Genomic DNA, 26,336 nt, shown 5'->3' with positions numbered 1-26,336 from the left:
TGCCAGATCGAATCGTCGTTCCGGCAAGACCGGGACGACGTCAATTCGAAATTGCGCTCGCCGCGATGTTCACCGTCAGCGCCAGCAGGGCCGTGTTGTAGATGAACGACACGATCCCATGGGCCGTGGCGGTGCGGCGGATGGTCTTGTCGGTGATGCCGACGTCGGATACCTGCGCGGTCATGCCGATCACGAACGAGAAATAGACGAAGTCCCAATAATCGGGCTGATCTTCCTTGTCGCCGCTCGGGAATTGCAAGCCGCCCGGCTTGGCGTTGCGGTAGTAGTCATGAGCGTAATGCAGCGCGAAGGTCGTGTGCACGGCGGCCCATGACAGCGCGATCGTGGTGATCGCGATGATCAAGTCCACGACGCCGCGATGTCGTGCGCCGAGCTCGGAGACGATTGCGGCGATGCTGGCAAAGGCGCCGGTCGCGGTCACCAGCAGGATCACGAAACGGCCGTCGTCCTGCATCGCCGCAGCACGGCGGATGTGATGGTGGTCGTTGCACAGCATCATCGCATAGACCAGCACGAGATAGACCGCGATCAGAGCGTCCCATCCGAACAACAGTCGCGTCACCAGGCGGTGCGTGCCCGGCAGCAGCAGGCAGACGAGAATGCCGACGCCGAGTGCGATGAACGTTCGCGGCCGCGCATAGATCAGCCGCATCGGCCGCGACATCTGGCGGAAGCGGACGAGGGCGGGATCCTCTTTGCCGCCGGCCGCCATCGACGCGCGTCAGTTCTTCCGTTCGGCGACGAAGCGCGCCGCGGCCTGCAGCACGGCGGCGCGATCGCCGAAGATCGACACGGCGCCGTCGGCGCGCGCGAGCAGGTCGCGCACGCGCTGCTTGGCGCCTTCGATGCCGAGCTGGGTGACGAAGGTGGTCTTGCCGAGTGCGGCATCGGCGCCGGCCGGCTTGCCGAGCGCGGCCGCATCGCCCTCGACGTCGAGCAGGTCGTCCGCGATCTGGAACGCTTCGCCGAGCGCGCGTCCGTAATCGTCGAGCGCCTGATATTCCTTCTGCGAGGCCTGGCCGAGGATCGCCCCGGCGATGCAGCCGTAGCGCAGCAGCGCGCCGGTCTTCATCTGCTGAATACGCGCGACGTCGATCGGCTCGTTGCCGCCAAAGCGGCCTTCGCCGGCGAGGTCGAGGATCTGGCCGCCGACCATGCCGCCAATGCCGGCGCAGCGCGCCAGTGCGCGCGTCAGCAGCAGTCGCACATTGGCGTCGCGGTGGATCTCGTCGCGGGTGATGATGTCGAAAGCGAGCGTCAACAGGCCGTCGCCGGCAAGGATCGCGGTGGCGTCATCGGTCCTCTTGTGCAGGGTGGGGCGGCCGCGGCGCAGATCCGAATTGTCCATCGCCGGCAGATCGTCGTGGATCAGCGAATAGCAGTGAATGCATTCGAGCGCGGCGCCGACGAGCAGGGCCGCTTCGCGCGGCACGCTGAATACGGCTGCGCTCTCGACCACCAGGAACGGCCGCAGACGCTTGCCACCGTTCAGGCTGGAATAGCGCATTGCGTCCATCAGTCGCTTGGGCCGGGCGATCTCATCGTGCAGGATGTCGTCCGACAACAGGCGCCCGAGGAGGGCCTCGGTGTCATCAGCGGTCTTGTCGAGACGCTTGGCGAAATCGGACGGGGACGTGCCAGTCATCAAGAAGGGCTCCAGAACTAAAATTCGGCCGGACAATCCTTTATGAGACCGCCCCAGTCAATCGTTTGGAAGGCCTAAAAAGTGCTGGAAAAGGCCCGAATTATCACAGACTTAATGGGGGGATCCGTGGCCGCGTCTCGATCCATGCCGGAAAGCTCGATTTGCGCATCGTCAAAATCCTGCTCGTAGCGCTCGCGGTCGTCCTTCTCGCGCCCTATGTGATCGCGCCGTTCTACCGCACCGGCCATCCCGTTTCGACGCTGATGGCGTGGCGCTCGCTTCGCGGCGCGCCGATGCAGCGGGAATGGATCGACCTGGCGGCGATGTCGCCCTCACTGCCGCGCGCGGTGGTGGCGGCCGAGGATGCGCATTTCTGCAAGCATCACGGGATCGATTGGGGCGCGCTGCGTGAGGCGATCGACGACGCGCAGGAGGACGGCACGCCGTTCCGGGGCGCTTCCACGATCACCCAGCAGGTCGCAAAAAACCTGTTTCTCTGGCAGGGCCGGGATTTCGTCCGCAAGGCGCTCGAATTTCCGCTGGCACTCTGGATCGATTTGGTCCTGCCCAAGCCACGGATCCTGGAGATTTATCTCAACATCGCCGAACTCGGTCCACAGGGACAATTTGGCGTCGAGGCGGCCAGCGCTTATGCCTTCGGCAAGTCGGCCGCCAGCCTTTCCGCCCGGGAAGCCGCCCTTCTGGCCTCGATCCTGCCGAATCCGGTCAAACGCAGCGCCCGGACCCCCGGCCCGGGTGTCCGGCGGCTGGCCGCGACCTATACGGCCAGGGGGCAAGCGAGCTCGCTTGCGACCTGCTGGCGGGAAAATCGCTGAAGTCGGGCCCGTTCCGGGCGTATTTTTCGGCCCAGAACCCTAGCTTTACGGCCAGCCTTCCTCTATAAGCCCGGCCTTGATCGGCATTCAGCTCGCCTCGTATTGCGGGTGCTGAGCCGTCCCTCCCGGACGATGCCCTGACAACACCAATCCCTAGAGGATACTGAAATGGCCGTTCCGAGAAGAAAAACCTCGCCGTCGCGCCGTGGCATGCGCCGCTCGGCAGACGCCATCAAGAAGCCGACCTATGTGGAAGACAAGGACTCCGGTGAGCTCCGCCGTCCGCATCATCTCGACCTCAAGACCGGCATGTACAAGGGCCGGCAGGTCCTGAAGAAGAAAGAGTCCTGAAGTCAGGACCTTTCTTGGGCAGCATGATTTGGCCTGCCTGAATTCGGCCCATCCATGAGATAGACGGTGACGGCGGCGGAGCAAATGCTTCGCCGCTGCATTGTTCTGTCCGGACATCTTGATCGAGAAGGCGTTTTGCCGATGGTCGGTTTCCCGCTGCTCCTGATACCGCTCGCGGTGTACAACATCATCGCCTTCCTGATGCCGACCGTGTCCTTTACGGACGTGCTGTTCAGGGTGCCGATGCTGTCCGGCGAGGCTTGGCCGGTCACGCTCGCCGATCTCCTGCTCGCGCTCGGCGTGGTGCTCCTGCTGCTCGAAGTGGTCAAGGGCGCGCGGCCCGGCTCGAAGTTCCTGATGGACCACCTGCTGTCGCTGATCATCTTCGGCGCGGCCGCGGCCGAGTTCGTGATGTGGCCCAAATTCGGCAACTCGACCTATTTCCTGTTGGTGCTGCTTGCGATGGCCGATTTCTTCGCTGGCATCGCCCAGCGCACGCGTCGTCGCGTCACCTATGTCGCCGAGACGACGGTGGCGGCGCCGCGCAAGGCCAAGCGTCAGGCCGATGCGTCGGGTGAGGATGTGGCGTCCGATCGCAAGTTCGAGCCGGTGATTGCGCCGCAGCCGGCACAGGTGGAGCCTCCCGCACCTTCGGCACAGTCCGTCGCCGAATCCGTGCTGATGGATCATCCTGCGCCCAAGCCCGTGCAGAGCCCGCCTTCGCCGGAAATTCCCTCGCCGGATCTTCAGCCGGGCAACGGCACGCCGCCGTCTCCCGACGCGCCGCCGCGGCGCTGATCAGCTTCAAGCCACCTGCCGCGTACGTGCACTGACGCTCTGCAACGGGTGTTTGCTGCCATAGGCCATCTGTGCGTCTTCGGAAGAGCCGCGGCGGAGCCGGCTCGTCTGGGGCAGGTGCTCGGCATTGGCGATGAGCTGGGCGACGAAGCTCGGATCAGGGCGCGGCATCGGCGCCTTGTGAACCCAGCACAACGTCGGCATCAGCGGCACCAGGGCCGTGCCGGCCTGCCGCTCTGCTTGTTCCATTCCATCCGCAGTTGCCATCGCAACACCGTCCATCAGGTCGAACTGGCGCGTTTTGAGACATTCGCGCCGGTGCATGTGATGGTCTCGCAAGGCCTATGCCGCGCGAGCCTAATCGGTTCCTAGGTACTTTGGGAACGTGGTTTCCAAATTGTTTATCAACTTTGCCTAGGGTCGGGGACGAATCTGGCTCTATCCTGTGCCGGCTCAGGACTCCCCGCTGTCCCGAAACGAGGCGATATTGATCCCCGCATTACCGCAAGCCTCCGACATTCTGGCTGCCCTCGGCCAGGCCGTGTTCGCCTGGGACATCGGCAGTGATTCGATCGTCTGGGGTGATCAGGTCGCCAGCGTCTTTCCCGGCATTCCCGCCGAGCGACTGGCGACCGGCGCCGAATTTGCCAGGCTGATCGAACCCGCGCCATCGGTCCGGACCGCCGCGCTGGCGCAAACGTTTGCCGTGCATGGTGCGGACGGCACGCCATACCGGATCGAGTACGGCGTCCGCATGAGCGCCGCCGATCCCGTGATCTGGATCGAGGAGACCGGCCGCTGGTTTGCCGGTCCCGACGGCCGCCCCACGGGCGCGATCGGCTCGGTCCGCATCAACAATGAGCGTCATGCCCGCGACGAGGAGCTGACGAAGCTGGCCCGGCTCGATCCGCTGACAGGCGAGCTCAACCGTTCGCACCTGATCGCGGCGCTGGCCGAGGCGATCGAGGAGACGACCCGCTTCCGCTCGACCGCGGCCTTCATGCTGGTTGGCATCGACCATCTCGCCCGCGTCAACGACGCTTTCGGCTTCGACGTTGCCGACGCCGTGATCCTCGACATCGCCAAGCGCATCCGCTCGCGCTTGCGCGGCGGCGACGTGCTCGGCCGCTTTTCCGGTAACAAGTTCGGCCTGATCCTGAAGAACTGCACTGTCGACGACATGAATGTCGCCGCCGAGCGTTTCCTTGCCGGTATCCGCGACGAAGTGGTCCCAACCAAATCCGGTCCGGTCTCTGTCACCGCCTCGATCGGCGCGGTCAGCGTGCCGCGCTATGCGCGGAACTCCGACGAGGCCGTCAATCGTGCCCACGAGACGCTGGATGCTGCCAAGCGCCGCCGCGTCGGCTCGTTCGCGGCTTGGCGCCCGGATGCCGCGCGCGACGCGCAGCGTCGCGTCAACATCCGCGTCACCGACGAGATCGTCACAGCGCTGAACGAGCGCCGCATCAAGCTCGCCTATGAGCCGGTGGTGTCGGCCGCCTCGCGCGAGCGCGCGTTCCACGAATGCCTGGTTCGGATGGACCAGGGCGACGGCCAGGTGCTGCTCGCGCCCGACATCGTGCCGGTCGCCGAACGGCTCGGCCTGATTCGCCTGGTCGATCATCGCGTGCTCGAGCTCGTCGTCGCCGAGCTCGCGGCCGCGCCCGACATCTGCCTCAGCCTCAATATCTCGCCCGATACCACCATGGATCCGGACTGGTGGGCGGGAATCGAATCGCTGATGCAGGCCCATCCCGGCGTTGCCGAGCGGCTGATCGTCGAGATCACCGAAACGGTTGCGATCCAGGATATCGACGACGTTCGCGCTTTCGTTGGTCGTCTCAAGCATTTCGGCAGCCGCATCGCCATCGACGATTTCGGAGCCGGCTACACCTCGTTCCGAAACCTGCGCAAGCTCGGCGTCGACATCGTGAAGATCGACGGTGCCTTCGTGCAGAATATCACCCATTCCGCCGACGACCGCGCCTTCGTGCAGACCCTGATCGACCTCGCCCGCCGCCTCGACATCAAGACCGTCGCCGAATGGGTGCAGGACGAGGAAGCAGCAAGCATGCTGCGCGACTGGGGCTGCGACTACATCCAGGGCCGGCTGATCGGGCTCGCGTCAGCCGAGCGGCCATGGGGTGCTCCGCCGGACAGCGCGCTGCCAGCGGCGAGTTGAGGTGCCGTAGGCCACGACCTCTCCAACTCAAGCAGAGCCTGGGCACGGCGCGTGCGCGCCTTTGCCCACCCTGCAAAATCTCCTAGACCCCTTCATCCAGCGCCACCAGCTCGCGCTTCTTGCGCAGCGCGGGCAACAGCGGTGCGATCAGTAGCGCCATCGCGAAAGCGAGACATACGCCCGAGATCGGCCGCTGCACGAAGGTCCACAGATCGCCCTGCGACAGGATCAGCGACTTGCGTAAGTTATTCTCCATCATCGGTCCCAGCACGAAGGCCAGCACCAGCGGAGCCGGCTCATAGCCGAGCTTGCGCATGAAATAGCCGATGATCCCGAATGCGATCATCACATAGACGTCGAACACGTTGTTGCTGGAGCAGTAGACGCCCAGGATCGTGAACAGGATGATCAGCGGGAACAGGATGTTGTAGGGCAGCTTGAGCAGTTGTACCCACATGCCGATCATCGGCAGGTTCAGGATCAGCAGCATCACGTTGCCGATATACATGCTGGCGACGATGCCCCAGAACAGGCCGGGGTTTTGCGTGATCATCAGTGGTCCCGGCTGCAGCCCGTGAATGACGAATGCACCCAGCAACAGCGCCATCACCACATTCGGCGGGATGCCGAGCGTCATCAGCGGAATGAAGGCGCCTCCAGCTGCGGCGTTGTTCGCCGATTCCGGCCCCGCGACACCTTCGATCGCGCCATGGCCGAAACGTTCGGGTGTCTTCGACAGCCGCTTCTCGAGCGCGTAGGACGCGAAAGACGCCACCACCGCGCCGCCGCCCGGCAGAATGCCCAGGAAGAAGCCGAGGAGCGTGCCGCGGCCGACCGGGCCCGCGCTCGCCTTCAAGTCCTCTTTACTGGGCAGGAGATGCGTGATCTTCGTGTTGATGATGTCCCGCTTGATCGCCTGCTCGGTGTTGAGCAGCACCTCGGCCACCCCGAACAGGCCCATCACGACCGGGACAAGGCCGATGCCGTCGATCAGCTCCATGCGGCCGAAGGTCAGACGCGGCTGCGCCGTGATGCTGTCGAGCCCGATCAGTCCGAGCACGACGCCGATGCAGGCCATCAGCAGCGCCTTCGGCATCGAGCCCTGCGTCAGGAAGGTGAGCACCACCAGGCCGAGCACCATCAGGCTGAAATATTCCGCCGGGCCGAATGCGATGGCGATGCTGGCGAGCTTCGGCGCCACCAGCATCAGGGCGATCAGCGCAAACGTGCCGGCGGCGAAGGAGCCGAAGGCGGCGATGCCGAGCGCAGGGCCGGCGCGGCCCTGCTTCGCCATCTGATGGCCGTCGATGCAGGTGACGACGGAAGCGGCCTCGCCGGGGATGTTGACCAGGATCGAGGTGGTCGAGCCGCCATACATCGAGCCGTAATAGATGCCGGCCATCATGATGATGCCGGATTCCGGCGTTCCCGACAGCGTCACGGGCAGCAGCAGCGACATCGCCGAGATCGGCCCGATGCCCGGCAATACGCCGACCAGCGTGCCGATGAAGACGCCGATGAAGCAGTAGAGCAGGTTGATCGGCAGCAGCGCGACGCCGAATCCGTGGGCGACGTTTAGAAGCGTATCCATGGGGTCAGCCGATCCCGAACAGGCCCGAGGGCAGCTGGATCAGCAGCAGCCGTTTGAGCACCCACCACATACCCAGTGGCGCCAGCACGGCGATCGGGATCGCCAGTGTCCAGCGGACGGGATCGATCACTCGCAACAACAGCAGCATCAAGGGAATCGACGACAGCAAGAAACCGAGCGGCTCCAGGGCGATGGAGAATGCCACCAGGCACGCGATCAGCACGAGCGGCTTGCTCCAGCGCACATTTTCCCAGCGCGAGGCCAGCGTGGGCCCGCCTTCGGTAATCGCCGAGACGATGATGGAGCCTGCGAACACGCACATCAGAATGCCCGTGTAGAACAGCACGTAGCCCGAGCCGGGATCGTTGATGGTGCCGAGCTTGAGCTTCAGGCCCGACAAGATCACGAAGCCGCCGAGCGCGAGCCCGATCACTCCGCCCCAGAGTTCGGAATTGCTGAGACGGAGTTTGACGTTGGTTGGGTTGGTCATCGATTCTCTCTCGGCCGTTCCCCGGACGCTACGCAGGGCCACAAGTGCGTTCACGCACGTCTTTGACGTGCTATGGCGGTACGCTGCCGATCCGCGGTCCATGTGCGTGGACGGAAAAGGTGGGTCCCGGCTCTGCGGTGCACCGTTGAAGAGACGCTGCACCGCGTCCGGGACACGAAAGTCGGCTCCGTCCTACTTCTTGGCCAGCCCGAGCGTGTCGATCACCTTGCGCTCGGATTCCGTGACCTCGACGACGAACTTCTTGTAGTCCTCGGTGTTCTTGTAGTTCGGCACCATGTCGAATTTGGCCAGCGTTGCGATCACCGCGGGGTCCTCGAGCGCCTTCTTGAAGGCATCGTGCAGCTTGGCGACGATCTTGGGATCCATACCCTTCGGTCCGGCAATGCCGAAAGGTGAATCATAGACCATCGGATAGCCCAGCTCCTTCAGCGTCGGCACGTCGGGATAGTTCGGCGAGCGGGCACCGGTCCACACCATCAGCAGCCGGAGCTTGCCGGCGTCGACCAGCGGCCGCCATCCCGTGGAATCAGCCTGAAGCATGGTGTGCTGACCGAGCACGGCGGCATTGGTCTCTGCGCCGCCCTTGAACGGCACCTGCGTCAGCTTGATGCCGGCCATCCCCGCGATCTGCTCCATGCCGATATGGAGCGAGGTGCCGGCGCCGGGCGTTGCGTAGGTCACCTTGCCCGGGTTTGCCTTGGCGAACTCCACCACGTCCTTCCAGCTCTTGAACTGGGATTCCGCGCTGGTCGTGACACCGAAAGTATAGCCGGTGAGATGGACGATGTAGGTAAAATCCTTCGCCGGATCCCATGACACTTCCTGCATCAGGGGCAGGCGGAAGACGGTGATCGGAATCTGCGAGATGGTGTAACCGTCCGGCTTCGCTCCCGCTGCCATGGTCGCCGGTCCCACCGTGCCGCCGCCGCCGGCCTTGTTGTCGATCACGACCGGCTGCCCCAGCACCTTCGCGGCGCTGTCGGCGATCGCCCGCATCGAGATATCGGTCGATCCGCCGGCCGGCCAAGGCACGATCAGCGTGATCGGCTTGGTAGGATAGTCCTGCGCACTGGCGGCAGTCGGGAGCAATGCGCCCATGACAGCATGCATCGTGGCAAATGTGATCGTCTTCAGCCCGTATCGCGACATCAAAACTCCTCCCTCGCGACGGCCTCTTGGGACCGCCGTTTCTCGTTCTTGTGAGGTGATTGTTCCCGAAATCACGGGAGAAGAAAAGCGCCATTGCGGGTCTGCGGGTAGAGCGCTCGATGCCAATTGCGCCGGAAGCGATGCGTGCGACAAATTGGTCGTTTGAAGGTCTGCCGAGATACGGAATTTGAGGGGAGCCGCCGCGGCGCTACGCCACGCGCCGGACCGTGTTCAGCGTCTCGATGGTGCGGCCGACCTCCGATGCGGGGCAGGGCTTGCCGAAATAATAGCCTTGCACGGCGGTGCAGCCGCATTCGCGGACGAAGTCGAGTTGCTCCTCGGTCTCCACACCCTCCGCCGTCGTTTCGACGCCGAGCACGGAGCCAAGGCTTGCGATGGTGCGGACGATGGCCACGCTCTCCGGACATTCGCCGAGCGTGCCGACGAAGGAGCGGTCGATCTTGATGCGATCGAACGGAAATTTGCGCAGATAGCTCAGCGAGGAATATCCGACCCCGAAATCGTCGAGGCTGACGCGTACTCCCAGCGCGCGGAGCTGGTGCAGGATTTCGATCGTCGCCTCGCTGTCGTCGAGCAGCGCCGTCTCGGTGACCTCGAGCTCGAGCCGCTGCGGCGGCAGGCCCGCTTCGGCCAGCGCGCTCGTGACCATCGTCACCAGCCCGCGCGAGCGGAACTGCACCGGCGACAAGTTCACCGCGACGCTGACGTCGGGCCAGGCCACGGCGGTCGCACAGGCGCTGCGCAGCACCCATTCGCCGATCGGAACGATCAGCCCGTTCTCCTCGGCGATCGGAATGAACTCGGCGGGAGAGACCAAGCCGCGGGAGGGATGTTTCCAGCGCAGCAGCGCCTCGAACCCGGTGAGCTCGGACGAATCGAGCCGCATCTGCGGCTGGAACACCAGATGGAACTCGCGCCCCTCGAGCGCGCTGCGCAGATCGTGCTCCAGTGCGTGCCGGCTGCGCGCCTCTTCTTCCATCTCGGGCTCGAACAGCTGATAGGCGCCGCGCCCCTTGGCCTTGGCCTGGTACAGCGCAAGGTCGGCGCATTTCATCAACTCGTCGGCATCGAGCCCGTGGTCGGGCGCGATCGCGATGCCGACCGAGGCGCCGACATGGATCGACTGGTTTCCCAGTGGTGGGGGGTGACCGAGGACCTCGACCAGGCGCCGGGCGAGTTTTTCCGCCGATTGCGGCTGCGGTCCGCGCTGGAGCACCGCGAACTCGTCGCCGCCGAGGCGTGCGACGGTGTCATGCTCGCCGACATTCTCCTTCAGACGCGCTGCGACCCAGCGCAGCAGGCGGTCGCCGGCGGCATGGCCGAGGCGGTCGTTCACGGTCTTGAAATTGTCGAGGTCGAAGCACAGCACCGCCATCGCGCCGCCGGCGATCGCGACCTGGTTCAGTCCCTCGCCCATCTTCTCGCGGAACAGCGTGCGGTTGGGCAGGTCGGTGAGCGAATCGTGGCGCGCCATATGCGCGACGCGGGCCTGGGCCTTGTGACGCTCGGTGACGTCCTCATAGGTGACGACCCAGCCGCCCAGCTCCATCCGTTTGTGATTGAGCTTGATGATGCGGCCGTCGTTCAAATGCCGGTGCAGCGTATGCTCGCCTTCGCGGAGCCGTTCGACGTAGTCGGCATAAAGTCTGGCGCCCGTCATGTTCGGGTGGATGCCGAGCTCGCAGCTGTGCTCCATGATCTCGCGCATCGAGACGCCGGGTTTCACGATATCAGGCGTCAGTCCGTACATCTCGATATAACGGCGATTGCAGACGATCACGCGCAGGCTCGCATCGAGCATGCACAGGCCCTGGCTCATGTTGTTCAGCGCCGCGTCGAAACGCCGGTACTGTTCGCTCAGCTCCTCGATCGCGTGTTCCCGCTCGGTGATATCCTCATAGGTGGCGACGAAGCCGCCCTCAGCCAGTGTGCAATAACGGACCGAGATCACTGTGCTGTTGGACATGCGCCGGCGCATCGGCGAGGAATCGCGGCCCGCGATTCTCGCGCGAGCTGCTTCCAGCAATTGTTGAGTGCTGTATTCCGAAGCAAAGGCGCCGTTCGCGATCGACCGTTCGATCAGCTCGGAGAGATGTGTGCCGGGCCTGGTCTCCTCCGGCGATAGCCGGAAGATCTCGCGATAGGTGGTGTTGCAGACGCGCAGGCGCATATCGCTGTCGTAGAAGGCGAGCCCGTGCGCCATGTTCTCCAGAGCCGCGTCGAGGATGAAGTTCTGCTGCCTCAGCGTTTCCTCGTATTGCAGCCGCTCCGTGACGTCCTCGTGCACGGTCACCCAGCCGCCGTCGGGCAGGAAGCGCGAGACCGCCTGCACCATGCGTCCGTCATAACGCATCACCAGCAGGGATTTCGCCTTTCTGGCGCGCACGTCCTCCAACCTGGAGCTCTGGAATTCGTCGGCCGGCATGCCCGGCGAATTGCCGCGCGTCACCCAATGGTCGATCACCGTGGAATGCGGGACCCCTGGCCTCACGATCTCGGGGTCGAGGTTGTAGAGGTTCAGGAAACGTTCGTTGCAGACGACGACGCGGCTCTCGGCATCGTACATGATGAGGCCGTGCGACATGTTGGAGAGCGCGTGCTGGCTGCGCTCGGTCTGCACGCGCAATTCTGCTTCGAGGCGGGCGAGACGGCTGACGTCGTCGCAGATCGTCATCCAGCCGCCGCCGGGAAGCGGCTTCAGCTCGAGCGACATGACGTGACCGGTTCCAAGACGCTGCTCGGTCCGGAACGGCTTTCCCCCTGCGATCTGCGCGATCCGCGCCGAATACAGCGCGTCGAGCTCGCCTTCCGCAAAGTTGCCGCGTTCGGCGCTGTGCGCGAGTACTTCGCGGTAACTCGTGCCCACCCGCACGATGTCGGGCGACATGTCGAACAGCGACAAGTAGCTCTGGTTGATCAGCACGATGCGGTTGTCGGCATCGTAGACGCAGACGCCCTGCTCCATGTGGTCGAGCGCAAGCTGGCTCAGCGCGACCAGGGCCTCCGGGCCCTGCTCGCGGCGTGCACCAAGCTCATTGTCGCGGGTCGACGTCATGGGTTCGGCAGGTCTCGGCGGGCAATAGATTAACGCAACCTAGTTCAGCCACCGAGCGTAGCGAAGAGGCGGGAAAATTCCCTTAAGCGCGGTAGTTTACGGAGGGTGACCGGGATGGATAGCGGGTCTTGATTGCCGAGGTGCCCGCAAGAGTTGGCCGGGAGGACGCAACATATAAGGTGTCATCCCTGCGAACGCAGGGACTCGCAACTACAGGAAGGAATTTGGCGAAGATTGGAAGTGAACGGACCTTCCCGCGGTACCACCATCGTGGCTTCGAGATAGATCACGCGGTATGGGTTCCTGCGTTCGCAGGGACGACAACCTACGGCCCGTACAACACGAGTTCCGTATCCGTGAGATCGCCGAGCTGTGGCCGATGCGGGCCCTTGAAATATTTCCGACCGCGCCGCTCTGTATAAATACCGACGAGGCCGGGAATCGGGCCGTTGGAATCGATCGCCACCGAGATCTTGCCGAGCCGGAGCAGCAGCCGGCCGATGCGACCTGCGCAAGCGACGTATTCGGCAGCGCTGCGGCAGTAGATCAGCTTCATCGCAGGAGGCGCAATGAAGCCGCGGCGGATGCGCACAGGTTGCAGGATGAAGGGGAATGTTCCCTTCGGCGTGCGGCAGACGAGGCTGAGGCAGTTGTAGCGCGCGTGCCGTGTCAGGAGCTCGGTCTCTGCTTCGGAGAGCCCTTCGATCGTCTTGGCATGAGGCGAGATGACCTCGATCTTGCTCCAGCGCGGGACGCGCGCCAGTGCAGGGACCGAGAAGAATAGGCCGCGGCAATAGGCCTGAAAGCCCTGCGTTTCGATGATCGGCCAGGTCCACGGCGCCGGACTGATGTTGAAATAGGTCACGTCCTTGTGCCGCTGCGCGATCTTGGTCAGCAGCGGGGCATAGTTGCGGTAGGCCGGATCGACATACCAGCTCGACAGGTTGCACTGGATGGCGGTCTCTTCGCCGTTCTTGCGTGTGGTGTAGATCAGCAGCAGCACGCCGACCGGCGTGCCGTCACTATCGAGCATGTAGCCGAAGCGCGGATAGCCCTCCGGCACGGAGCGGAAGGCCTGCCGGCGCAGACCCTGGATCCAATAGTCGCGCGAGCGGCCCACGAAGCCGCGCGTCAACAGGTCCGCGATCGCTTCCGCGTCGGACTCGGTAATCTCGCGGCATCGCACCTTGGTGTGAATCGCGCTCGTCTTACCCGTGGAAATGACAGGCCTCGTTTGGTTAGCGCCAGCCTTCGACATGGGCGTCGGCCGTGACCTGCGACTGCAGGCCCAGGACGTCACGCACCTTGGCGGGCCAGGCGGAAAGGTCGGTGCCGTGGGTGTGGAACATGGCGACAGCCAGCCGGTCCATGCCGAAGGCGACGCACCCGGTGTGGGCTGGCTCACCGTTGGCGTCCTGGATTCCCCAGGTCGTGCCGAAATGCTCGCGGTGATAGTTGAAGCTCATGCAGGCCGTCGGCTGCTCTTCCGAGCGCAGCGGAATGAGGAGCTCGAACTTGAGCTGCTGCTGCTTCTGGCTCACCGCCTTCATCTGGCCGACGCGGCCGAAGAAGGGGTCGCTGGCATAGTCGACGCGAAAGGTGAGGCCGAGATCGGTCGCGATCTTCTGCGCGCGCACCATCCAGCGCTCGCGGAAATCGGCGACGTCGTCGGGGCTGCCGATGCAGACATATTCGCGCATCCGGAACGATTGCAGCCGGTCGAGATGCTTGGACGGCTCGCGGCGGAAGCAATCCGCGGCGACGTCGAAACGCAGGCCGCTCTTCGGCAAGGGTCCGCGACTCGCCGCGATCGGATAGACCGGATAGCAAGCCGCCGGCGACAGCACGAGATCGGCCGGCGAGAGCGATGAGGTCCAGTCGCCGCCGGCATCGAAGCGGCTCACCGCGGCGTTGATTTCGCGTTCGGTCCCGTGCAGGCCGCAAACGCAGCCGAGCAGGTTCGGAAAGCTCTTGAGGTAGCCGGATTTCTCCAGCTGAGCCCGGCTCATGACCGGGGGAAAGCGCATGACCTCGGTGCCGGACTCGCGATGGCTCGTGATCAGCGTAGCGAGCTTCTCGACGATGCCTTCATAGAGCGCGGTACGGGCATAGACACCGTCGGCGCCCATGCGGTGGAACAGCTTGTCGGCGAGGTGATCGAGGGGATCAATCATCTGCGGCGCGGTCGCGGGCGAGTCGGGGAGGACGGCAATGTTCATGGGTCGATATCCTGCTATCTCAAAATTGTTCTTGTTGGTTCAGTCGCAAAGCACTCAATCACGAAGGCTGGTCGGCACGCCGCTCATCAGCGTCGATGTCGCGGCATTGGCCAGAATGCGGTCGTTGTTGATCATGATCGGGGACGACAGCACATCGCGGAGGTGCCGCCCCATGGTGAACTCGCCGTCGTTGCGGTAGCCGGAGAGACCGGCTGTGCGCATCGCATGCATCACGGTCTCGACCGCGAGCTCGGAGGCCTGCACCTTCAGAAGCGTGATCGAGGACTGGAAGTCGAGCGAGCCGAGCGCGCGCTCGTCATGCTCGGCGCGGGCGAAAGCGTCGGTGTTGGCAGCGATCAGCGCGCGCAGCTTGGCCAGCGACATCTTGGCGGCGGTGAAGTGCGCCGCGGCCGGGGGCATCTGGCCGCCGGAGCTGCGGGCCGCCTTGCGGATGAAGGCCTGCGCGCGGGTCACGGCCGCGGCGGCGATGCCGGCCCAGGCCGAGGACCAGCAAAGATGTGCGAACGGCGTCATGGTCTGGGCGTGGATCTTGTCGTAGGATTCGGGGAAGACCCGGTCGGCGGGGCAATCAACCTTCAGCTCGAAGCCGGTCGAGCAGGTGCCGCGCATGCCGAGCGTTTCCCAGCCCAGCGTCCGCTTCAGCGAATAATCGTCCTTGGCAAGCGCCAGCAGCACCTGGTCGGAGGCGGCGGCCTCGGTGGCGCGGCGGGCGATGGTGACGAGACCGTCGGCCTCGGCGCCGTAGGAGATCACGGTGGCGTCACGCACCAGCGAAACCGTGTCACCGGCGTGGTCGACGGCGGCGGCGCTGGCGCGGATGTTGCCGCCGTTCTGGCCCTCGGTGGTGGAGGAGGCGAGCAGCCACTGGTCGCGGGCGACCCGGCGCATCATGGTTTCCATCCAGGGGATGCCGTGGCCGTGCCTGACGACGCAGGCGACCTTGGTCTGGTGCATCGCGTAGATCATAGCGGTCGAGGCGCAGGCGCGTCCGAGCGTGTAGCAGATGTCGGTGACGTCGTAGATGGAGGCACCGAAGCCGCCGAACTCGACCGGGATCATGACGCCGAGCAGTTTTTGCTCGCGCGCGACCTCGAAAGCCTTGCGCGGGAAACGAGCGTCGCGATCGACCCCATCGGCGTCGGCCGCCGCAGCGGCTGCAGTCCGGGCTGCCCGTTCGATCAGAGAGGGCCCCTGCTCCAGGAAGCTCGTCTGCGTTTCGTCGACAGTGAGGACTGCTTCACGCACGTTCATGCTCGTCCGCCTCCGGTTCGCCGTTCGAGATCGCCGGCATCATTCACGATGCGCGTCAGCGATCCTCCGGCCATCTTTGCTTGTGAGACGAGGCTACGGATTTAATTCAAATTCGTCGATGAAATAGAAGGTAAACAAAGTCGAATTCCGAACAAACAGTTAAGGCCGGGTTGTTTGCCTCTCCCGTTTTTCCAGCACCACGTTAGGAATCCGGAAGAAGCCCGAATTCCAGACAATCTGAGTCATCGTTTACTAAGAAACGCGAAGTATGAGTGCCGCCCATTGCGGGACCGGCAGGCCGTGCCCATCGTAGCCGGAAGCCGGTCCGACCTTTTGACAGACACACGGGAATTTGCCGATGCAAGCCTTTGATACCGAATTGCGCAATCGCATCATCAAGCTGGTGAAGGGCATCCTCGAACAGAATTCGTTCACCGCCGACGTCACGCCGTCTGCCAAGCTCGTCGACGTCGGCCTGACCTCGATGGACATGGTCAATCTGATGCTCGGGGTGGAAGCCGAGTTCGACTTCACCATCCCACAATCCGAGATCACTCCGGAGAACTTCCAGTCCGTCGAGACGCTGGAGCGCATGGTCACGACCCAGCTGCGGCTGGCGAACGCGGCTTAAGCAAGCGGTGTCGTCCCTGCGAATTTAGGGACCCGTGCCGCGGAATCTATCGACCTTTGACGGTCGAAGTACCGAACGATGAGCCTCCGCCCAAACGACGGCCTGTGGTTACGGGTCCCTGCGTGCGCAGGGACGACACCGAGTGTGAGGCCCGGGCATCATTGCTCCTCACACCACCGGCATCATTCCCCCACCCCCGTTCCAAAACCGTTCCAAAACTGGCATAGCTTAACCATGTCGGACGTGGCCGATAGGGTGGAGCAGGTATGACGCAGGCGGTATTGGGCATCATCGGCGGCTCGGGCATCTATGATCTGCCGGGCCTCGAGGGTGCGCGCGAAGAGGTGATCGAGAGCCCCTGGGGTGAGCCGTCGGCGGCCTTAAGGCGTGGCACCATCGCGGGCCTGCCAATCGTGTTCCTGCCGCGACATGACAAGGGCCACCGTCTCTCACCCACCGACATCAACTATCGCGCCAACATCGACGTGTTGAAGCGCGCCGGGGTCACCGACCTGATCTCGCTGTCGGCCTGCGGTTCCTTCAAAGAGGAACTGCCGCCCGGCACGTTCGTTCTCGTCGATCAGTTCGTCGACCGCACCCACAAGCGCGAGAGTTCGTTCTTCGGCCGGGGCTGCGTCGCGCATGTGTCGATGGCGCATCCGGTCTCGCCGCGGCTGCGCATTCACCTGGCCGCGGCAGCCGAAGCCGAGGGCATCGCGATCGGGCGTAGCGGGACCTATGTCTGCATGGAAGGGCCGCAATTCTCCACCTACGCGGAGAGCATGACCTACAAGACGCTGGGTTATTCGGTGATCGGCATGACCAACATGCCCGAGGCGAAGCTCGCGCGCGAGGCGGAGATCTGTTACGCCACCGTTGCAATGGTGACGGATTTCGACTGCTGGCATCCCGACCACGATGCCGTCACCGTTCAGGACATCATCCGTGTGCTGACGTCGAATGCCGACAAGGCGAAGGCCCTGGTGGCGCGGTTGGCGAAGGATTTCCCGCGCGAGCACGAGCCGTGTCCGATCGGCTCGGACCGTGCGCTCGACACGGCGCTGATCACGGCGCCCGAAGCGAGGGACCCCGAGCTTCTGAAGAAGCTCGATGCGGTAGCCGGGCGCATCCTGCGCGGTTGAGGCGCAAGAAGGACGAAAAGGCAGAATGCCATGAAGGTCGACGGCAAGCATTTCCGCAGCATCTGGCGCGAAGGCGACGGCTGGTCGATCGGCGCGATCGACCAGCGCCGGCTGCCGCACGAGTTCGTCGTCGCGAAGCTGACATCGTGTGAAGACGCCGCTGTTGCCATTCGCGACATGCTGGTGCGCGGCGCACCGCTGATCGGTGCGACCGCGGCCTATGGCATGGCGCTCGCCATGCGCGAGGACGCCTCCGATGCCGGGCTGAAGCGCGCTTACGACACGCTCGTCGTGGCGCGGCCGACGGCGATCAATCTGAAATGGGCGCTGGATGAGATGCGCGCGGCGCTCGCGCCGATTGATCCGGTTGAAAGAGCCGAGGCGGCCTACGCTCGCGCCGACGAAATCGTCGAGCAGGATGTCGAGATCAACCGCGGCATTGCGGGCAACGGCCTGAAGCTGATCGAGGCGATTGCGGCCAAGAAGCCGGGTGAGACGGTCAACGTCCTCACCCATTGCAACGCCGGCTGGCTCGCCACCGTCGACTGGGGCACGGCGACGGCGCCGATCTATCTTGCGCATGAGCGCGGCGTCAAGATCCATGTCTGGGTCGACGAGACGCGTCCGCGCAACCAGGGCGCCTCCCTCACCGCCTGGGAACTCGGCCATCACGGCGTGCCGCACACGGTGATCCCCGACAACACCGGCGGGCACCTGATGCAGCATGGCATGGTCGACCTCGCCATCGTCGGCACGGACCGCGTCGCGGCCAATGGCGACGTCTGCAACAAGATCGGTACCTACCTGAAGGCGCTCGCCGCGCACGACAACGGCGTACCGTTCTACGTCGCACTGCCGTCACCGACGATCGATTTCGCCGTCCAGGACGGCATCCGCGACATCCCCATCGAGCAGCGCAGCGGCGTCGAGGTTACCGACATGACCGGCCGCACGGCAGATGGAAGGTTGGAGACGGTGCGTATCGTCCCCGAGGGTTCGCCGGTCGCGAACTACGCCTTCGACGTGACACCGGCGCGGCTCGTGACCGGCCTCATCACCGAGCGCGGTGTGCTGAAGCCGGATCGTGCTGCGCTGGCAGCAGCGTTTCCGGAGCGCATCGCCAGTGCGGCGGAGTAGGCAGTTTGCCAGGCGAGATGTCCCACACCGTCATGGCGAGCGTAGCGAAGCAATCCAGAGTCTTTCCGCGGAAATGGTCTGGATTGCTTCGCTGCGCTCGCAATGACGGAGAATGAGGCGCTATCCCAGCTTCAACCCCGTCGCCTGCTCTAGCTCGGCGATCGCCTGCGTGCCGCTCGCGACCTTGATCGTGGTCATGCCCATCTCGCGCGCGGGCTTCAGGTTGACGCCGAGGTCGTCGAGATAGACGCAGTCGCTCGGATCGACCTTCAGGGTCTCCACCATCATCTTGTAGATGCGCGGGTCGGGCTTGCGCAGGCCGATCTTGGCGGACTCGATCACGTGATCGAACAGCACCATGACTTCGGCAATGTAAAGCGAGCGTCCGGTCATGCTGCCAATGGCATTGGCCGGGAGGTTGTTGGTGATGCAGCCGGTCTTGAATTTCGCTCTGATGCGCTTCAGGGCCTCGACCATCTCGGGGCGCAGATCGCCCTGCAGCAGCGATACCACGTCGCGTCCGCGCACCTCGGCGCCGAGTGCACGGGATTCTTCGGCGAACAAGTGATCGAACGTGTCGATATCCACCTCGGCGCGCTCGAATTTGGCCCAGGCGTTCTCCAGATGGTTGGCGGCGTTGGTCCGCCGTATGATGTCGGCGGGCAGTCCGCGCTCTGCCTCGAATCGCGCGAAGGCCTCGAACGGCGAACTCGTCAGCACGCCGCCAAAATCAAAGATCACAGCTTGGATCGCCAATTCCCGCCCCCGTCAATTCCTTTCCAAGAGGGCTAGCATGCGCTATCGGCAAGGGCCAGTCCGAAGCAAATTCAGGCGCTCACCGAACCGACGGCCGAGACATGTTCCCCATGAAGACGATTGCGACATTCGCCGCGGCTGCTCTGTTGCTCGCCACGCCCGCGCAGGCCATCGTCGGCGGCGGCACGCCGCAGGCGGATGGTGTCGCGCGTGCCGTCGTCACCATCGTCGGCTCGCGCGGTAATTTCTGCACCGGCAGCCTGATCGCGCCCAGGCTCGTGCTCACCGTCGCTCACTGCGTGCAGCCCGGCGCTGACTATAAGATCGTCGATCGCGGAATGGACGGCCAGCCGCAATTGACGAACGTGCGCACGGTCGCGATCCACCCGAACTTCAACATGCAGGCGATGCAGTCGCACCGCGCCACCGCGGACGTGGCGCTGCTGCAACTGGAAATTCCACTCAAGGGAAAATCCACGGTGCCGGTCGGCATGCCGCAAATTCCAATTCGGGTCGGCGGCCGTTTCACCATCGCCGGCATCGGTGTCACCGCTCGTGGCGACGGCAAGAGCGGCGGCATCACGCGTGTTGCCGCGCTTGTCGCCACCGGCCAGCCCGGGACCCTTCAGATCCGGCTGGTCGATCCCGTAACCAACGGTGTTCGCGACGGAATTGGCGCCTGCACCGGTGATTCCGGTGGTCCTGTGTTCGAGGACAAGCCGAATGGTGCCGTGCTGGTCGGCCTCATCAGCTGGTCCACCGGGCCGAACGGCGCTGCCGGCTGCGGCGGGCTAACTGGCGTCACGCCGCTTACGCTCTACCGCGACTGGATCTTGCAGACCGCGCGGAGCTGGGGTGCGGCGCTGTGATTTGACCGCGACTTGATCTATGTCATTTTGAAGCGGAAGCGCGTCGGGTGATCATGCCGGCCGCGGAGGAAACGCGTCGTCCATCAAGGGCGGCCACAAAAGCAAGCAAGGCATAGAAGCAACAATGAATGTCGCTGTTCGCGGTCACACCGCCACCAAGCAAGCTTCCGAACATTTCGACGTGCTGATCGTCGGCGCCGGCATCTCCGGCATCGGCAGCGCCTATCACATCGAAAAGCAGCTGCCGGGCACCAGTTACGTCATCCTGGAGACCCAGGAAACGTTCGGCGGCACCTGGAGCACGCATCGCTATCCCGGCATTCGTTCCGACAGCGATCTCCATACTTTCGGCTACAGCTTCAAGCCGTGGGTCGGTCCGCCGATCGCGACCGCCGAGGAGATCTTGTCCTACATGAACGAGGTCATCGAGGATAACGACCTCGCAAGGCACATCCGCTACAAGCACAAGATCAATTCCGCGAGCTGGTCGAGCAAGCAAAATCTCTGGACCATCGAGGCGGTGACGACCGACGCCGGCGAGCGCAGGACGTTCACCGCAAACTTCCTCTGGATGTGCCAGGGCTATTATCGCCATTCGGAAGGCTACACGCCGGAATGGAAGGGCATGGACCGGTTCAAGGGCCGCATCGTCCATCCCCAGACATGGCCCGACGATATCGACCTCACGGGCAAGAAGGTGGTTGTGATCGGCTCGGGCGCGACGGCGGCAACGCTGGTGCCGAACATCGCGGACAAGTGCGCTCATGTCGCCATGTTGCAACGCTCGCCGACCTATTTCCGGCTGGGCCGCAACGCCATCGAAATAGCGGAGGAGTTGCGCCGGCTCCAGGTCGACGAGGAATGGATCCACGAGATCGTGCGACGCAAGATCCTGTTCGAACAGGATGCTTTCACGAAACTCTGCGTGTCAAAGCCCGAGCAGGTCAAGAAGGAGCTCATTGGCCAAATCAGCGCGGTCCTAGGTCCGGACTATGACGTCGAGACGCACTTTACGCCGACATACCGGCCGTGGCGGCAGCGCATTGCGTTCGTGCCCGACGCCGACCTCTTCAAGGGGATTGCCAGCGGCAAGGCCTCCGTCGTCACCGACGAGATCGAGTGCTTCGTGGAGAACGGAATCCAGCTCAAATCCGGAAAGTTACTGGAAGCCGATGTCGTCGTCACCGCGACCGGCTTCAACCTCGCGGCCCTCGGCGACATCGCCTTCGAGATCGACGGCAAGCCGCTCGCCTTCGGCGACACAGTCACCTACCGCGGCATGATGTTCACGGGCGTGCCGAACATGGTCTGGGTGTTTGGTTATTTCCGCGCCAGCTGGACGCTGCGCGTCGACCTCGTCGCCGATTTCGTCTGCCGGCTGCTCGGCCACATGAAGGCCAAGGGTGCCAAAAAGGTCGAGGTCAAGCTGCGTGCTGAGGACCACAACATGCCGATCCTGCCCTGGATCGATCCGGAAAACTTCAACCCCGGCTACATGATGCGCAACATGGACCTCTTGCCCAAGCGCGGCGACAAGCCGGAATGGCAGCACAGCCAGGACTATTGGACCGAAAAGGACGAGATCCCGAAGACGGATCTGGACGACAAGGCGTTTGTTTACGGGTGAGGGGCGTTCGTGGGTGAGGGGCGACTACTGTCACCACACACTCCACCGTCGTCCCGGGGCGCGAAGCGAACTCGGGACCCATAACGACAGGGAATAGTTAGGGAGCGAGCTGGTAACTCCGAGTCTTTGTCAAATGTCTCCCCGTGGCTGGGTCCCGGATCAGCGCTCCGCTTCGCTGCGCTTGTCCGGGACGACACTGTTCGCTGGGTGAGCGGCGTTCTCATTCCCACCACCACTACGAATTCCTTCGCGTCGCGTTCGTTGCGATTGCCGCGGCTGCCGTTCGATTCTCCACCCCGAGCTTGGCGTAGATCTGCTCCAGATGCTTGTCGACCGTGCGCGGGCTGAGACCCAGGATCTGCGCGATGTCGCGGTTGGTCTTGCCCTTGCTGAGCCAAGCCAGTACCTCGCCCTCGCGGGTGGTGAGGCCGAGTTCGCTGGTGAATTCGGGGGGCAGTGCGGTGCCGGATTCCCGGGAGAGCCGCAGCAGAAACTCGTTCGGCGCGGTTTCGCCCATGTAATAGAGCCGGAGTTGGGGGTTCTCGGGCAAGGAGGCCGCCTGAGATTTCGAGCTGCCCTTGACCTTGGCCTGCTCCAGCCATTGCAGCAGTGATGGCGACAGGACGAAGTCGTCGGCCTGTGCGCCCTGATGGTCGGACATCAGCTTCTGCGCCTGTGGCGTCGCCCATAGCAAATTGCCATGGCGATTGACCGCGAACAGAAAGCGGCCGGAGACGTCTAGCGCGGCGCGAGCGCTCTGCGTCAGCCGGGCATTGCCGAGATGGACGCGAATGCGCGCCAGCATCTCCTCGATCACGATCGGCTTGGTCACGTAGTCGACGCCGCCGGCTTCAAGGCCGCGCACGATATGCTCGGTCTCGGCAAGGCCCGTCATGAAGATGACAGGGACATTGGCAAGACCCGCATCGCGCTTGAGCCGGCGGCAGGTCTCGAAGCCGTCGATGCCCGGCATCACGGCGTCGAGCAGAATGATGTCGGGCGTGATCTGGTCGATGATGCGCATCGCGGCCGCGCCGTCGAGCGCCACCATCACCGTCATGCCGGCGCCGTCGAGCGCATCGGTCAGCAGCCGAAGCGTTTCGGGAGAGTCATCCACAACGAGCGCGACGTCGCGCTTCTTCGACTCAATGCTCATGCGCATGCAATGTTTTCAATGTGTCCATGTACTGGTCGAGATCGAAGCGGTCGACCAGCGACCGCATCTGCGCGACGAAGTCGGCATGCTCCGGGTGCTCGCTGCCGATCTCGTCCAGTTTCAACTGAATGCCCTTGACGTAGCCGATTTGGCCCAGCCCGATCAGCGCCTCGATATGCCGCACGGGAGGCCTCGATCCGCTCTCCGGTCGCCAGAACGGCACTGCGATTTCGTCCGAGCCATACTGCCATTCGAGCCTGAGGAGCTGGCGGATCGTCTCCAGCAGCCGCGGGATGTCGATCGGCTTCATCAGATAGCCGTCATGGAAAGGCTGCGCGAGCGGGGTGCCGTGAGCCTCCAAGGCGCTCGCCGAGACCATCAGGATGCGCGCCTGGTGATGGCCGCTCGCGCGCAAGGCCTCCGCGACGGCCCAGCCGTCCATGGCGGGCATCGAAATGTCGAGCAGGAACAGGTCGGGCCGGCAATGCTGCGCCAGCGCGAGGCAGCCGGGCCCGTCGGGGGCGCTGAGCAGGATGAAGCCGAGCGGCGTCAGCACCTCGCGCAGGAGGTCGCGATGAACGGGATCGTCGTCGGTAATGAGGATGGTCTTGCGCGCGCCGTGATAGCCGGAGACCGGGGCTTCCACCGGCGCGATGCGCTGGGGATTGGTCACCTCCGACAGCAGGATCTTGACCTTGAACGTCGAGCCGGAGCCGACCTTGCTCAAGACCTTGATATCGCCGCCCATCACGCCGGCGAGCAGGCGGCTGATGGTCAGGCCAAGCCCGGTGCCGGTCTGCGGCTGCGAGACACCGAGCGCTCCGCGCTCGAAGGGGGCGAAGATGCGCTCGAGATCGTCGCTCCGGATGCCGGGACCGGTATCGATCACCTCGAACTCGGCGACCGGGCTGCGATAGTGCACCACGAACTGCACGCTGCCGGTCTGGGTGAACTTGATCGCGTTGGAGAGCAGGTTGATCAGCACCTGGCGCAGCCGCTTCTCGTCGGCATAGACCACGACCGGCAAGTGCGGCGGCCGCCGGAACAAGAAATCGATGCCCTTGGCGGCGGCCTGAAGGCGAAACATGCCGACGAGCTGGTCGAGGAACTCGCTGAGGCGCACCTCATCGCGCGACAGGTACAGCCGCCCCGCCTCGATCTTGGAAATATCCAGAATGCCGTCGATCAGGCCGGAGAGGTGGTCGGCGCTGCGGCGGACGACGCGGACCTGATCGCGCGGCTTGGTGCTCAGCGTCGCGTCCTGTTCGAGCAGTTGCGCATAACCGCTGATCGCATTCAGCGGCGAGCGCAGCTCGTGGCTCAGGCCCACGACATAGCGGCTCTTGGCGAGGTTGGCGGATTCGGCGACCTCCTTGGCGCGCTGGAGTTCGGCGTCGGTGCGCTTGTGCGCGTCGATCTCCTGGATCAGCAGTGTGGTCTGTCGCCGCGTCTCGGCTTCAGCCGCGCGGCGGCTCTGCTGCGCCAGCACGAACAGCCAGGCCACCACGCCGATGATGATGCTGAGCGAGAAGAACACCTTCCAGAGCACGTCGGAGACCAGCACGTTCTCGCCATGCACGCTCGCCGAGGTCTGCAGATAGATCAGGCCCAGCACCAGCGCGACGAGGCCGGCGGAGACCACGAAAACGCCGATATACTGGCCGAGTTGCGAGTTGATCCTTGCGTAGATCGGCTGCGGCATCAGCTTGCCCAGCGTCTCCGACACCTGCGCCTGGATCCGGGCGTGCGGCTTGCAGAGATCGTGGCAGCGGGCGTCGAGCGAACAGCACAAGGAACAGATCGGCCCGGCGTAAGCGGGGCAGGACGCCATGTCTTCCGGTTCGAACGAGTGCTCGCAGATGCAGCATTGGATGGCTCCGAGGTTCTGCCAGCTCCGCTTCGGCTTGCGTGCGATGTAGTATTTGCCGCCTGTGGCCCAGGCGATCAACGGTGCGGCGATGAAGGCGACCGCGAGCGCGATGAAGGCTGACAGCGCCTTCGCGGTAGGTCCGAACAGGCCGTAAAAGGCACTGATGGAGATGATGGTCGCGATTGTCATCGCGCCGACGCCGACCGGATTGACGTCGTAGAGATGCGCGCGCTTGAACTCGATCTGCTGCGGCCGCAATCCCAGCGGCTTGTTGACGATGAGATCCGCGACCAGCGCGCCGACCCAGGCGATCGCGACGTTGGAATAGAGCGCCAGCGTCTGCTCCAGGGCCTTGTAGACGCCGATCTCCATCAGAAGCAGCGCCACGATGACGTTGAAGACCAGCCAGACGACGCGGCCGGGATGGCTGTGGGTCAAGCGCGAGAAGAAATTCGACCACGCGATCGAGCCCGCATAGGCGTTGGTGACGTTGATCTTTACTTGCGACAGGATCACGAACGTGCCGGTCAATGCCAACGCAAGATCAGGCTGCGATAGCACGTAGCGGAACGCTTCGAGATACATGTGCGCCGGCTCGGCAGCCTCCTCGGGCGGCACCCCGTGGCTGAGTGCGAAGAAGGCGAGAAACGAGCCGGCCAGGAGTTTCAACGCGCCGAGCACGATCCAGCCTGGCCCGGCGCTCATGAGCGCTATCCACCAGGAGGCCCTGGACGCCCGGCGGTCCCGCGGCAGAAATCGCAGGAAGTCGACCTGCTCGCCGATCTGCGCGATCAGCGAAAACACCACCGAGGCGGCAACTCCGAACAGCAGCAGGTCGAAATGTCCGTTGAGATCGCCGTGCTCGCCCGAGAACTTGCGCCACTCCGTGAAGGAGTGCGGGTTGTGCCAGGCGATCGCCGCGAACGGAATGATGTGGAGCACGATCCAGAGGGGCTGCGTCCACAATTGGAAGCGGCTGATCAGCGTGATGCCATAGGCCACCAGCGGGATGATGACGACGGCGCTGATGAGATAGCCGATCGGCCGCGGAATCCCGAAGCACATTTCGAGCGCAGACGCGAGGATCACGGCTTCGATCGCAAAGAAAATGAAGGTGAAGGACGCGTAGATCAGCGAGGTGACGGTCGAGCCGATGTAGCCGAAGCCGGCGCCCCGCGTCAGCAGGTCGATGTCGATGCCGCATTTGGCGGCATAATAAGCAATCGGCACGCCGCAGCAGAAGATGATGATCGAGACCACCAGGATGGCGGCGGTCGCGTTGGTGACGCCGTAGTTTAGGGTGATGGTGCCGCCGATCGCCTCCATCGCCAGGAACGAGATCGCGCCCAACGCGGTATTGGCGACCCGGGCGGCCGACCAGCGGCGCGCGCTCTTGGCCGTGAAGCGCAGCGCGTAGTCTTCCAGCGTCTGGTTGGCAACCCATTGGTTATACTGGCGCCTGACGCGGTCTATTCGCTGCCGCCCTGCCACTCTTGA

22 protein-coding genes are annotated in these 26,336 nt (G+C 64.0%); 9 read left to right on the top strand and 13 right to left on the bottom strand.

What is annotated here, in order from left to right; translation table 11 throughout:
• Positions 1-40 precede the first annotated feature (40 nt).
• Together ACFDR6_RS04815 and ACFDR6_RS04810 are read right to left on the bottom strand one after the other, a co-directional pair.
• Positions 41-733, bottom strand: coding sequence for a DUF1345 domain-containing protein (locus tag ACFDR6_RS04815; protein ID WP_375857599.1), 693 nt, complete (start codon positions 731-733; stop codon positions 41-43).
• A 9-nt stretch (positions 734-742) separates the two neighbouring features.
• Positions 743-1,666: a polyprenyl synthetase family protein gene (locus ACFDR6_RS04810; protein WP_375857598.1), complete on the bottom strand. Its 924-nt coding sequence runs from the start codon at positions 1,664-1,666 to the stop codon at positions 743-745.
• 161 nt (positions 1,667-1,827) lie between these two features.
• Between ACFDR6_RS04810 and mtgA the strand changes: the two genes are divergently transcribed.
• From mtgA to ACFDR6_RS04795, 3 genes are all read left to right on the top strand, one after another.
• Complete coding sequence (mtgA, locus tag ACFDR6_RS04805) at positions 1,828-2,502, top strand: monofunctional biosynthetic peptidoglycan transglycosylase (RefSeq protein WP_212083745.1); 675 nt, start codon at positions 1,828-1,830, stop codon at positions 2,500-2,502.
• Between the two features lie 168 nt (positions 2,503-2,670).
• Positions 2,671-2,853: a 50S ribosomal protein L32 gene (rpmF, locus tag ACFDR6_RS04800; RefSeq protein ID WP_007598106.1), complete on the top strand. Its 183-nt coding sequence runs from the start codon at positions 2,671-2,673 to the stop codon at positions 2,851-2,853.
• Positions 2,854-2,994: 141 nt separating this feature from the next.
• Positions 2,995-3,651 (top strand): hypothetical protein, encoded by a 657-nt coding sequence (locus tag ACFDR6_RS04795; protein WP_375857597.1) that lies wholly within the window; start codon positions 2,995-2,997, stop codon positions 3,649-3,651.
• Between the two features lie 6 nt (positions 3,652-3,657).
• On the opposite strand, the gene ACFDR6_RS04790 is transcribed toward ACFDR6_RS04795, so the two are convergent.
• Entirely contained in the window at positions 3,658-3,918 is a 261-nt protein-coding gene (locus ACFDR6_RS04790; RefSeq protein WP_212084593.1) for a hypothetical protein, read from the bottom strand.
• Positions 3,919-4,138: 220 nt separating this feature from the next.
• Here ACFDR6_RS04790 and ACFDR6_RS04785 point away from each other — a divergent pair, with 220 nt between their 5' ends.
• The gene (locus ACFDR6_RS04785; protein WP_375857595.1) at positions 4,139-5,833 is read left to right on the top strand and encodes an EAL domain-containing protein; all 1,695 of its coding nucleotides are present in this window, start codon (positions 4,139-4,141) and stop codon (positions 5,831-5,833) included.
• 82 nt (positions 5,834-5,915) lie between these two features.
• Here the strand turns inward: ACFDR6_RS04785 and ACFDR6_RS04780 are convergent, their stop codons facing one another.
• The 7 genes from ACFDR6_RS04780 to ACFDR6_RS04750 all read right to left on the bottom strand — a co-directional run bounded on the left by ACFDR6_RS04780 (position 5,916) and on the right by ACFDR6_RS04750 (position 15,651).
• Positions 5,916-7,424 (bottom strand): tripartite tricarboxylate transporter permease, encoded by a 1,509-nt coding sequence (locus ACFDR6_RS04780; protein ID WP_212083752.1) that lies wholly within the window; start codon positions 7,422-7,424, stop codon positions 5,916-5,918.
• Positions 7,425-7,428: 4 nt separating this feature from the next.
• The gene (locus tag ACFDR6_RS04775) at positions 7,429-7,914 is read right to left on the bottom strand and encodes a tripartite tricarboxylate transporter TctB family protein (protein ID WP_375857594.1); all 486 of its coding nucleotides are present in this window, start codon (positions 7,912-7,914) and stop codon (positions 7,429-7,431) included.
• A 192-nt stretch (positions 7,915-8,106) separates the two neighbouring features.
• Entirely contained in the window at positions 8,107-9,084 is a 978-nt protein-coding gene (locus tag ACFDR6_RS04770; RefSeq protein WP_212083762.1) for a tripartite tricarboxylate transporter substrate binding protein, read from the bottom strand.
• Positions 9,085-9,292: 208 nt separating this feature from the next.
• Complete coding sequence (locus tag ACFDR6_RS04765; RefSeq protein ID WP_375857592.1) at positions 9,293-12,160, bottom strand: PAS-domain containing protein; 2,868 nt, start codon at positions 12,158-12,160, stop codon at positions 9,293-9,295.
• Between the two features lie 325 nt (positions 12,161-12,485).
• The gene (locus ACFDR6_RS04760; RefSeq protein WP_212083766.1) at positions 12,486-13,418 is read right to left on the bottom strand and encodes a GNAT family N-acetyltransferase; all 933 of its coding nucleotides are present in this window, start codon (positions 13,416-13,418) and stop codon (positions 12,486-12,488) included.
• On the bottom strand, positions 13,399-14,379 hold the full coding sequence (locus ACFDR6_RS04755) for an amino acid--[acyl-carrier-protein] ligase (protein WP_317241558.1): 981 nt from the start codon (positions 14,377-14,379) through the stop codon (positions 13,399-13,401). The genes ACFDR6_RS04760 and ACFDR6_RS04755 overlap by 20 nt, the downstream gene beginning before the upstream one ends.
• A gap of 54 nt (positions 14,380-14,433) precedes the next feature.
• Complete coding sequence (locus tag ACFDR6_RS04750) at positions 14,434-15,651, bottom strand: acyl-CoA dehydrogenase family protein (RefSeq protein ID WP_375857590.1); 1,218 nt, start codon at positions 15,649-15,651, stop codon at positions 14,434-14,436.
• A 358-nt stretch (positions 15,652-16,009) separates the two neighbouring features.
• Here ACFDR6_RS04750 and ACFDR6_RS04745 point away from each other — a divergent pair, with 358 nt between their 5' ends.
• The 3 genes from ACFDR6_RS04745 to mtnA all read left to right on the top strand — a co-directional run bounded on the left by ACFDR6_RS04745 (position 16,010) and on the right by mtnA (position 18,561).
• Positions 16,010-16,282 carry a phosphopantetheine-binding protein gene (locus ACFDR6_RS04745; RefSeq protein WP_375857589.1) on the top strand — a complete coding sequence of 91 codons (273 nt, stop codon included), beginning with the start codon at positions 16,010-16,012 and terminating at the stop codon, positions 16,280-16,282.
• Between the two features lie 266 nt (positions 16,283-16,548).
• Positions 16,549-17,424, top strand: coding sequence for an S-methyl-5'-thioadenosine phosphorylase (locus tag ACFDR6_RS04740; protein WP_375857588.1), 876 nt, complete (start codon positions 16,549-16,551; stop codon positions 17,422-17,424).
• Between the two features lie 30 nt (positions 17,425-17,454).
• A complete protein-coding gene (gene mtnA, locus ACFDR6_RS04735) occupies positions 17,455-18,561 on the top strand; it encodes an S-methyl-5-thioribose-1-phosphate isomerase (RefSeq protein ID WP_375857586.1) in 1,107 nt (368 codons plus the stop codon).
• 120 nt (positions 18,562-18,681) lie between these two features.
• Here the strand turns inward: mtnA and ACFDR6_RS04730 are convergent, their stop codons facing one another.
• Positions 18,682-19,317: an HAD-IA family hydrolase gene (locus ACFDR6_RS04730; RefSeq protein ID WP_375857584.1), complete on the bottom strand. Its 636-nt coding sequence runs from the start codon at positions 19,315-19,317 to the stop codon at positions 18,682-18,684.
• Positions 19,318-19,427: 110 nt separating this feature from the next.
• Between ACFDR6_RS04730 and ACFDR6_RS04725 the strand changes: the two genes are divergently transcribed.
• Positions 19,428-20,186 (top strand): S1 family peptidase, encoded by a 759-nt coding sequence (locus tag ACFDR6_RS04725; RefSeq protein ID WP_212083779.1) that lies wholly within the window; start codon positions 19,428-19,430, stop codon positions 20,184-20,186.
• 124 nt (positions 20,187-20,310) lie between these two features.
• On the top strand, positions 20,311-21,813 hold the full coding sequence (locus ACFDR6_RS04720; protein ID WP_375857583.1) for a flavin-containing monooxygenase: 1,503 nt from the start codon (positions 20,311-20,313) through the stop codon (positions 21,811-21,813).
• Between the two features lie 235 nt (positions 21,814-22,048).
• Here the strand turns inward: ACFDR6_RS04720 and ACFDR6_RS04715 are convergent, their stop codons facing one another.
• The gene (locus ACFDR6_RS04715; protein ID WP_375857582.1) at positions 22,049-22,975 is read right to left on the bottom strand and encodes a response regulator; all 927 of its coding nucleotides are present in this window, start codon (positions 22,973-22,975) and stop codon (positions 22,049-22,051) included.
• Positions 22,959-26,330 carry a hybrid sensor histidine kinase/response regulator gene (locus ACFDR6_RS04710; protein ID WP_375857581.1) on the bottom strand — a complete coding sequence of 1,124 codons (3,372 nt, stop codon included), beginning with the start codon at positions 26,328-26,330 and terminating at the stop codon, positions 22,959-22,961. Before ACFDR6_RS04710 ends, ACFDR6_RS04715 begins: the two co-directional genes overlap by 17 nt.
• Positions 26,331-26,336: the final 6 nt, after the last annotated feature.

The organism is Bradyrhizobium tunisiense (genome assembly GCF_042263385.1).
In the GTDB taxonomy this organism is placed as follows: domain Bacteria; phylum Pseudomonadota; class Alphaproteobacteria; order Rhizobiales; family Xanthobacteraceae; genus Bradyrhizobium; species Bradyrhizobium tunisiense.
The sequence above is the reverse complement of the archived record's forward strand: the minus strand, read 5'-3'. Positions and strand labels throughout refer to the sequence as shown.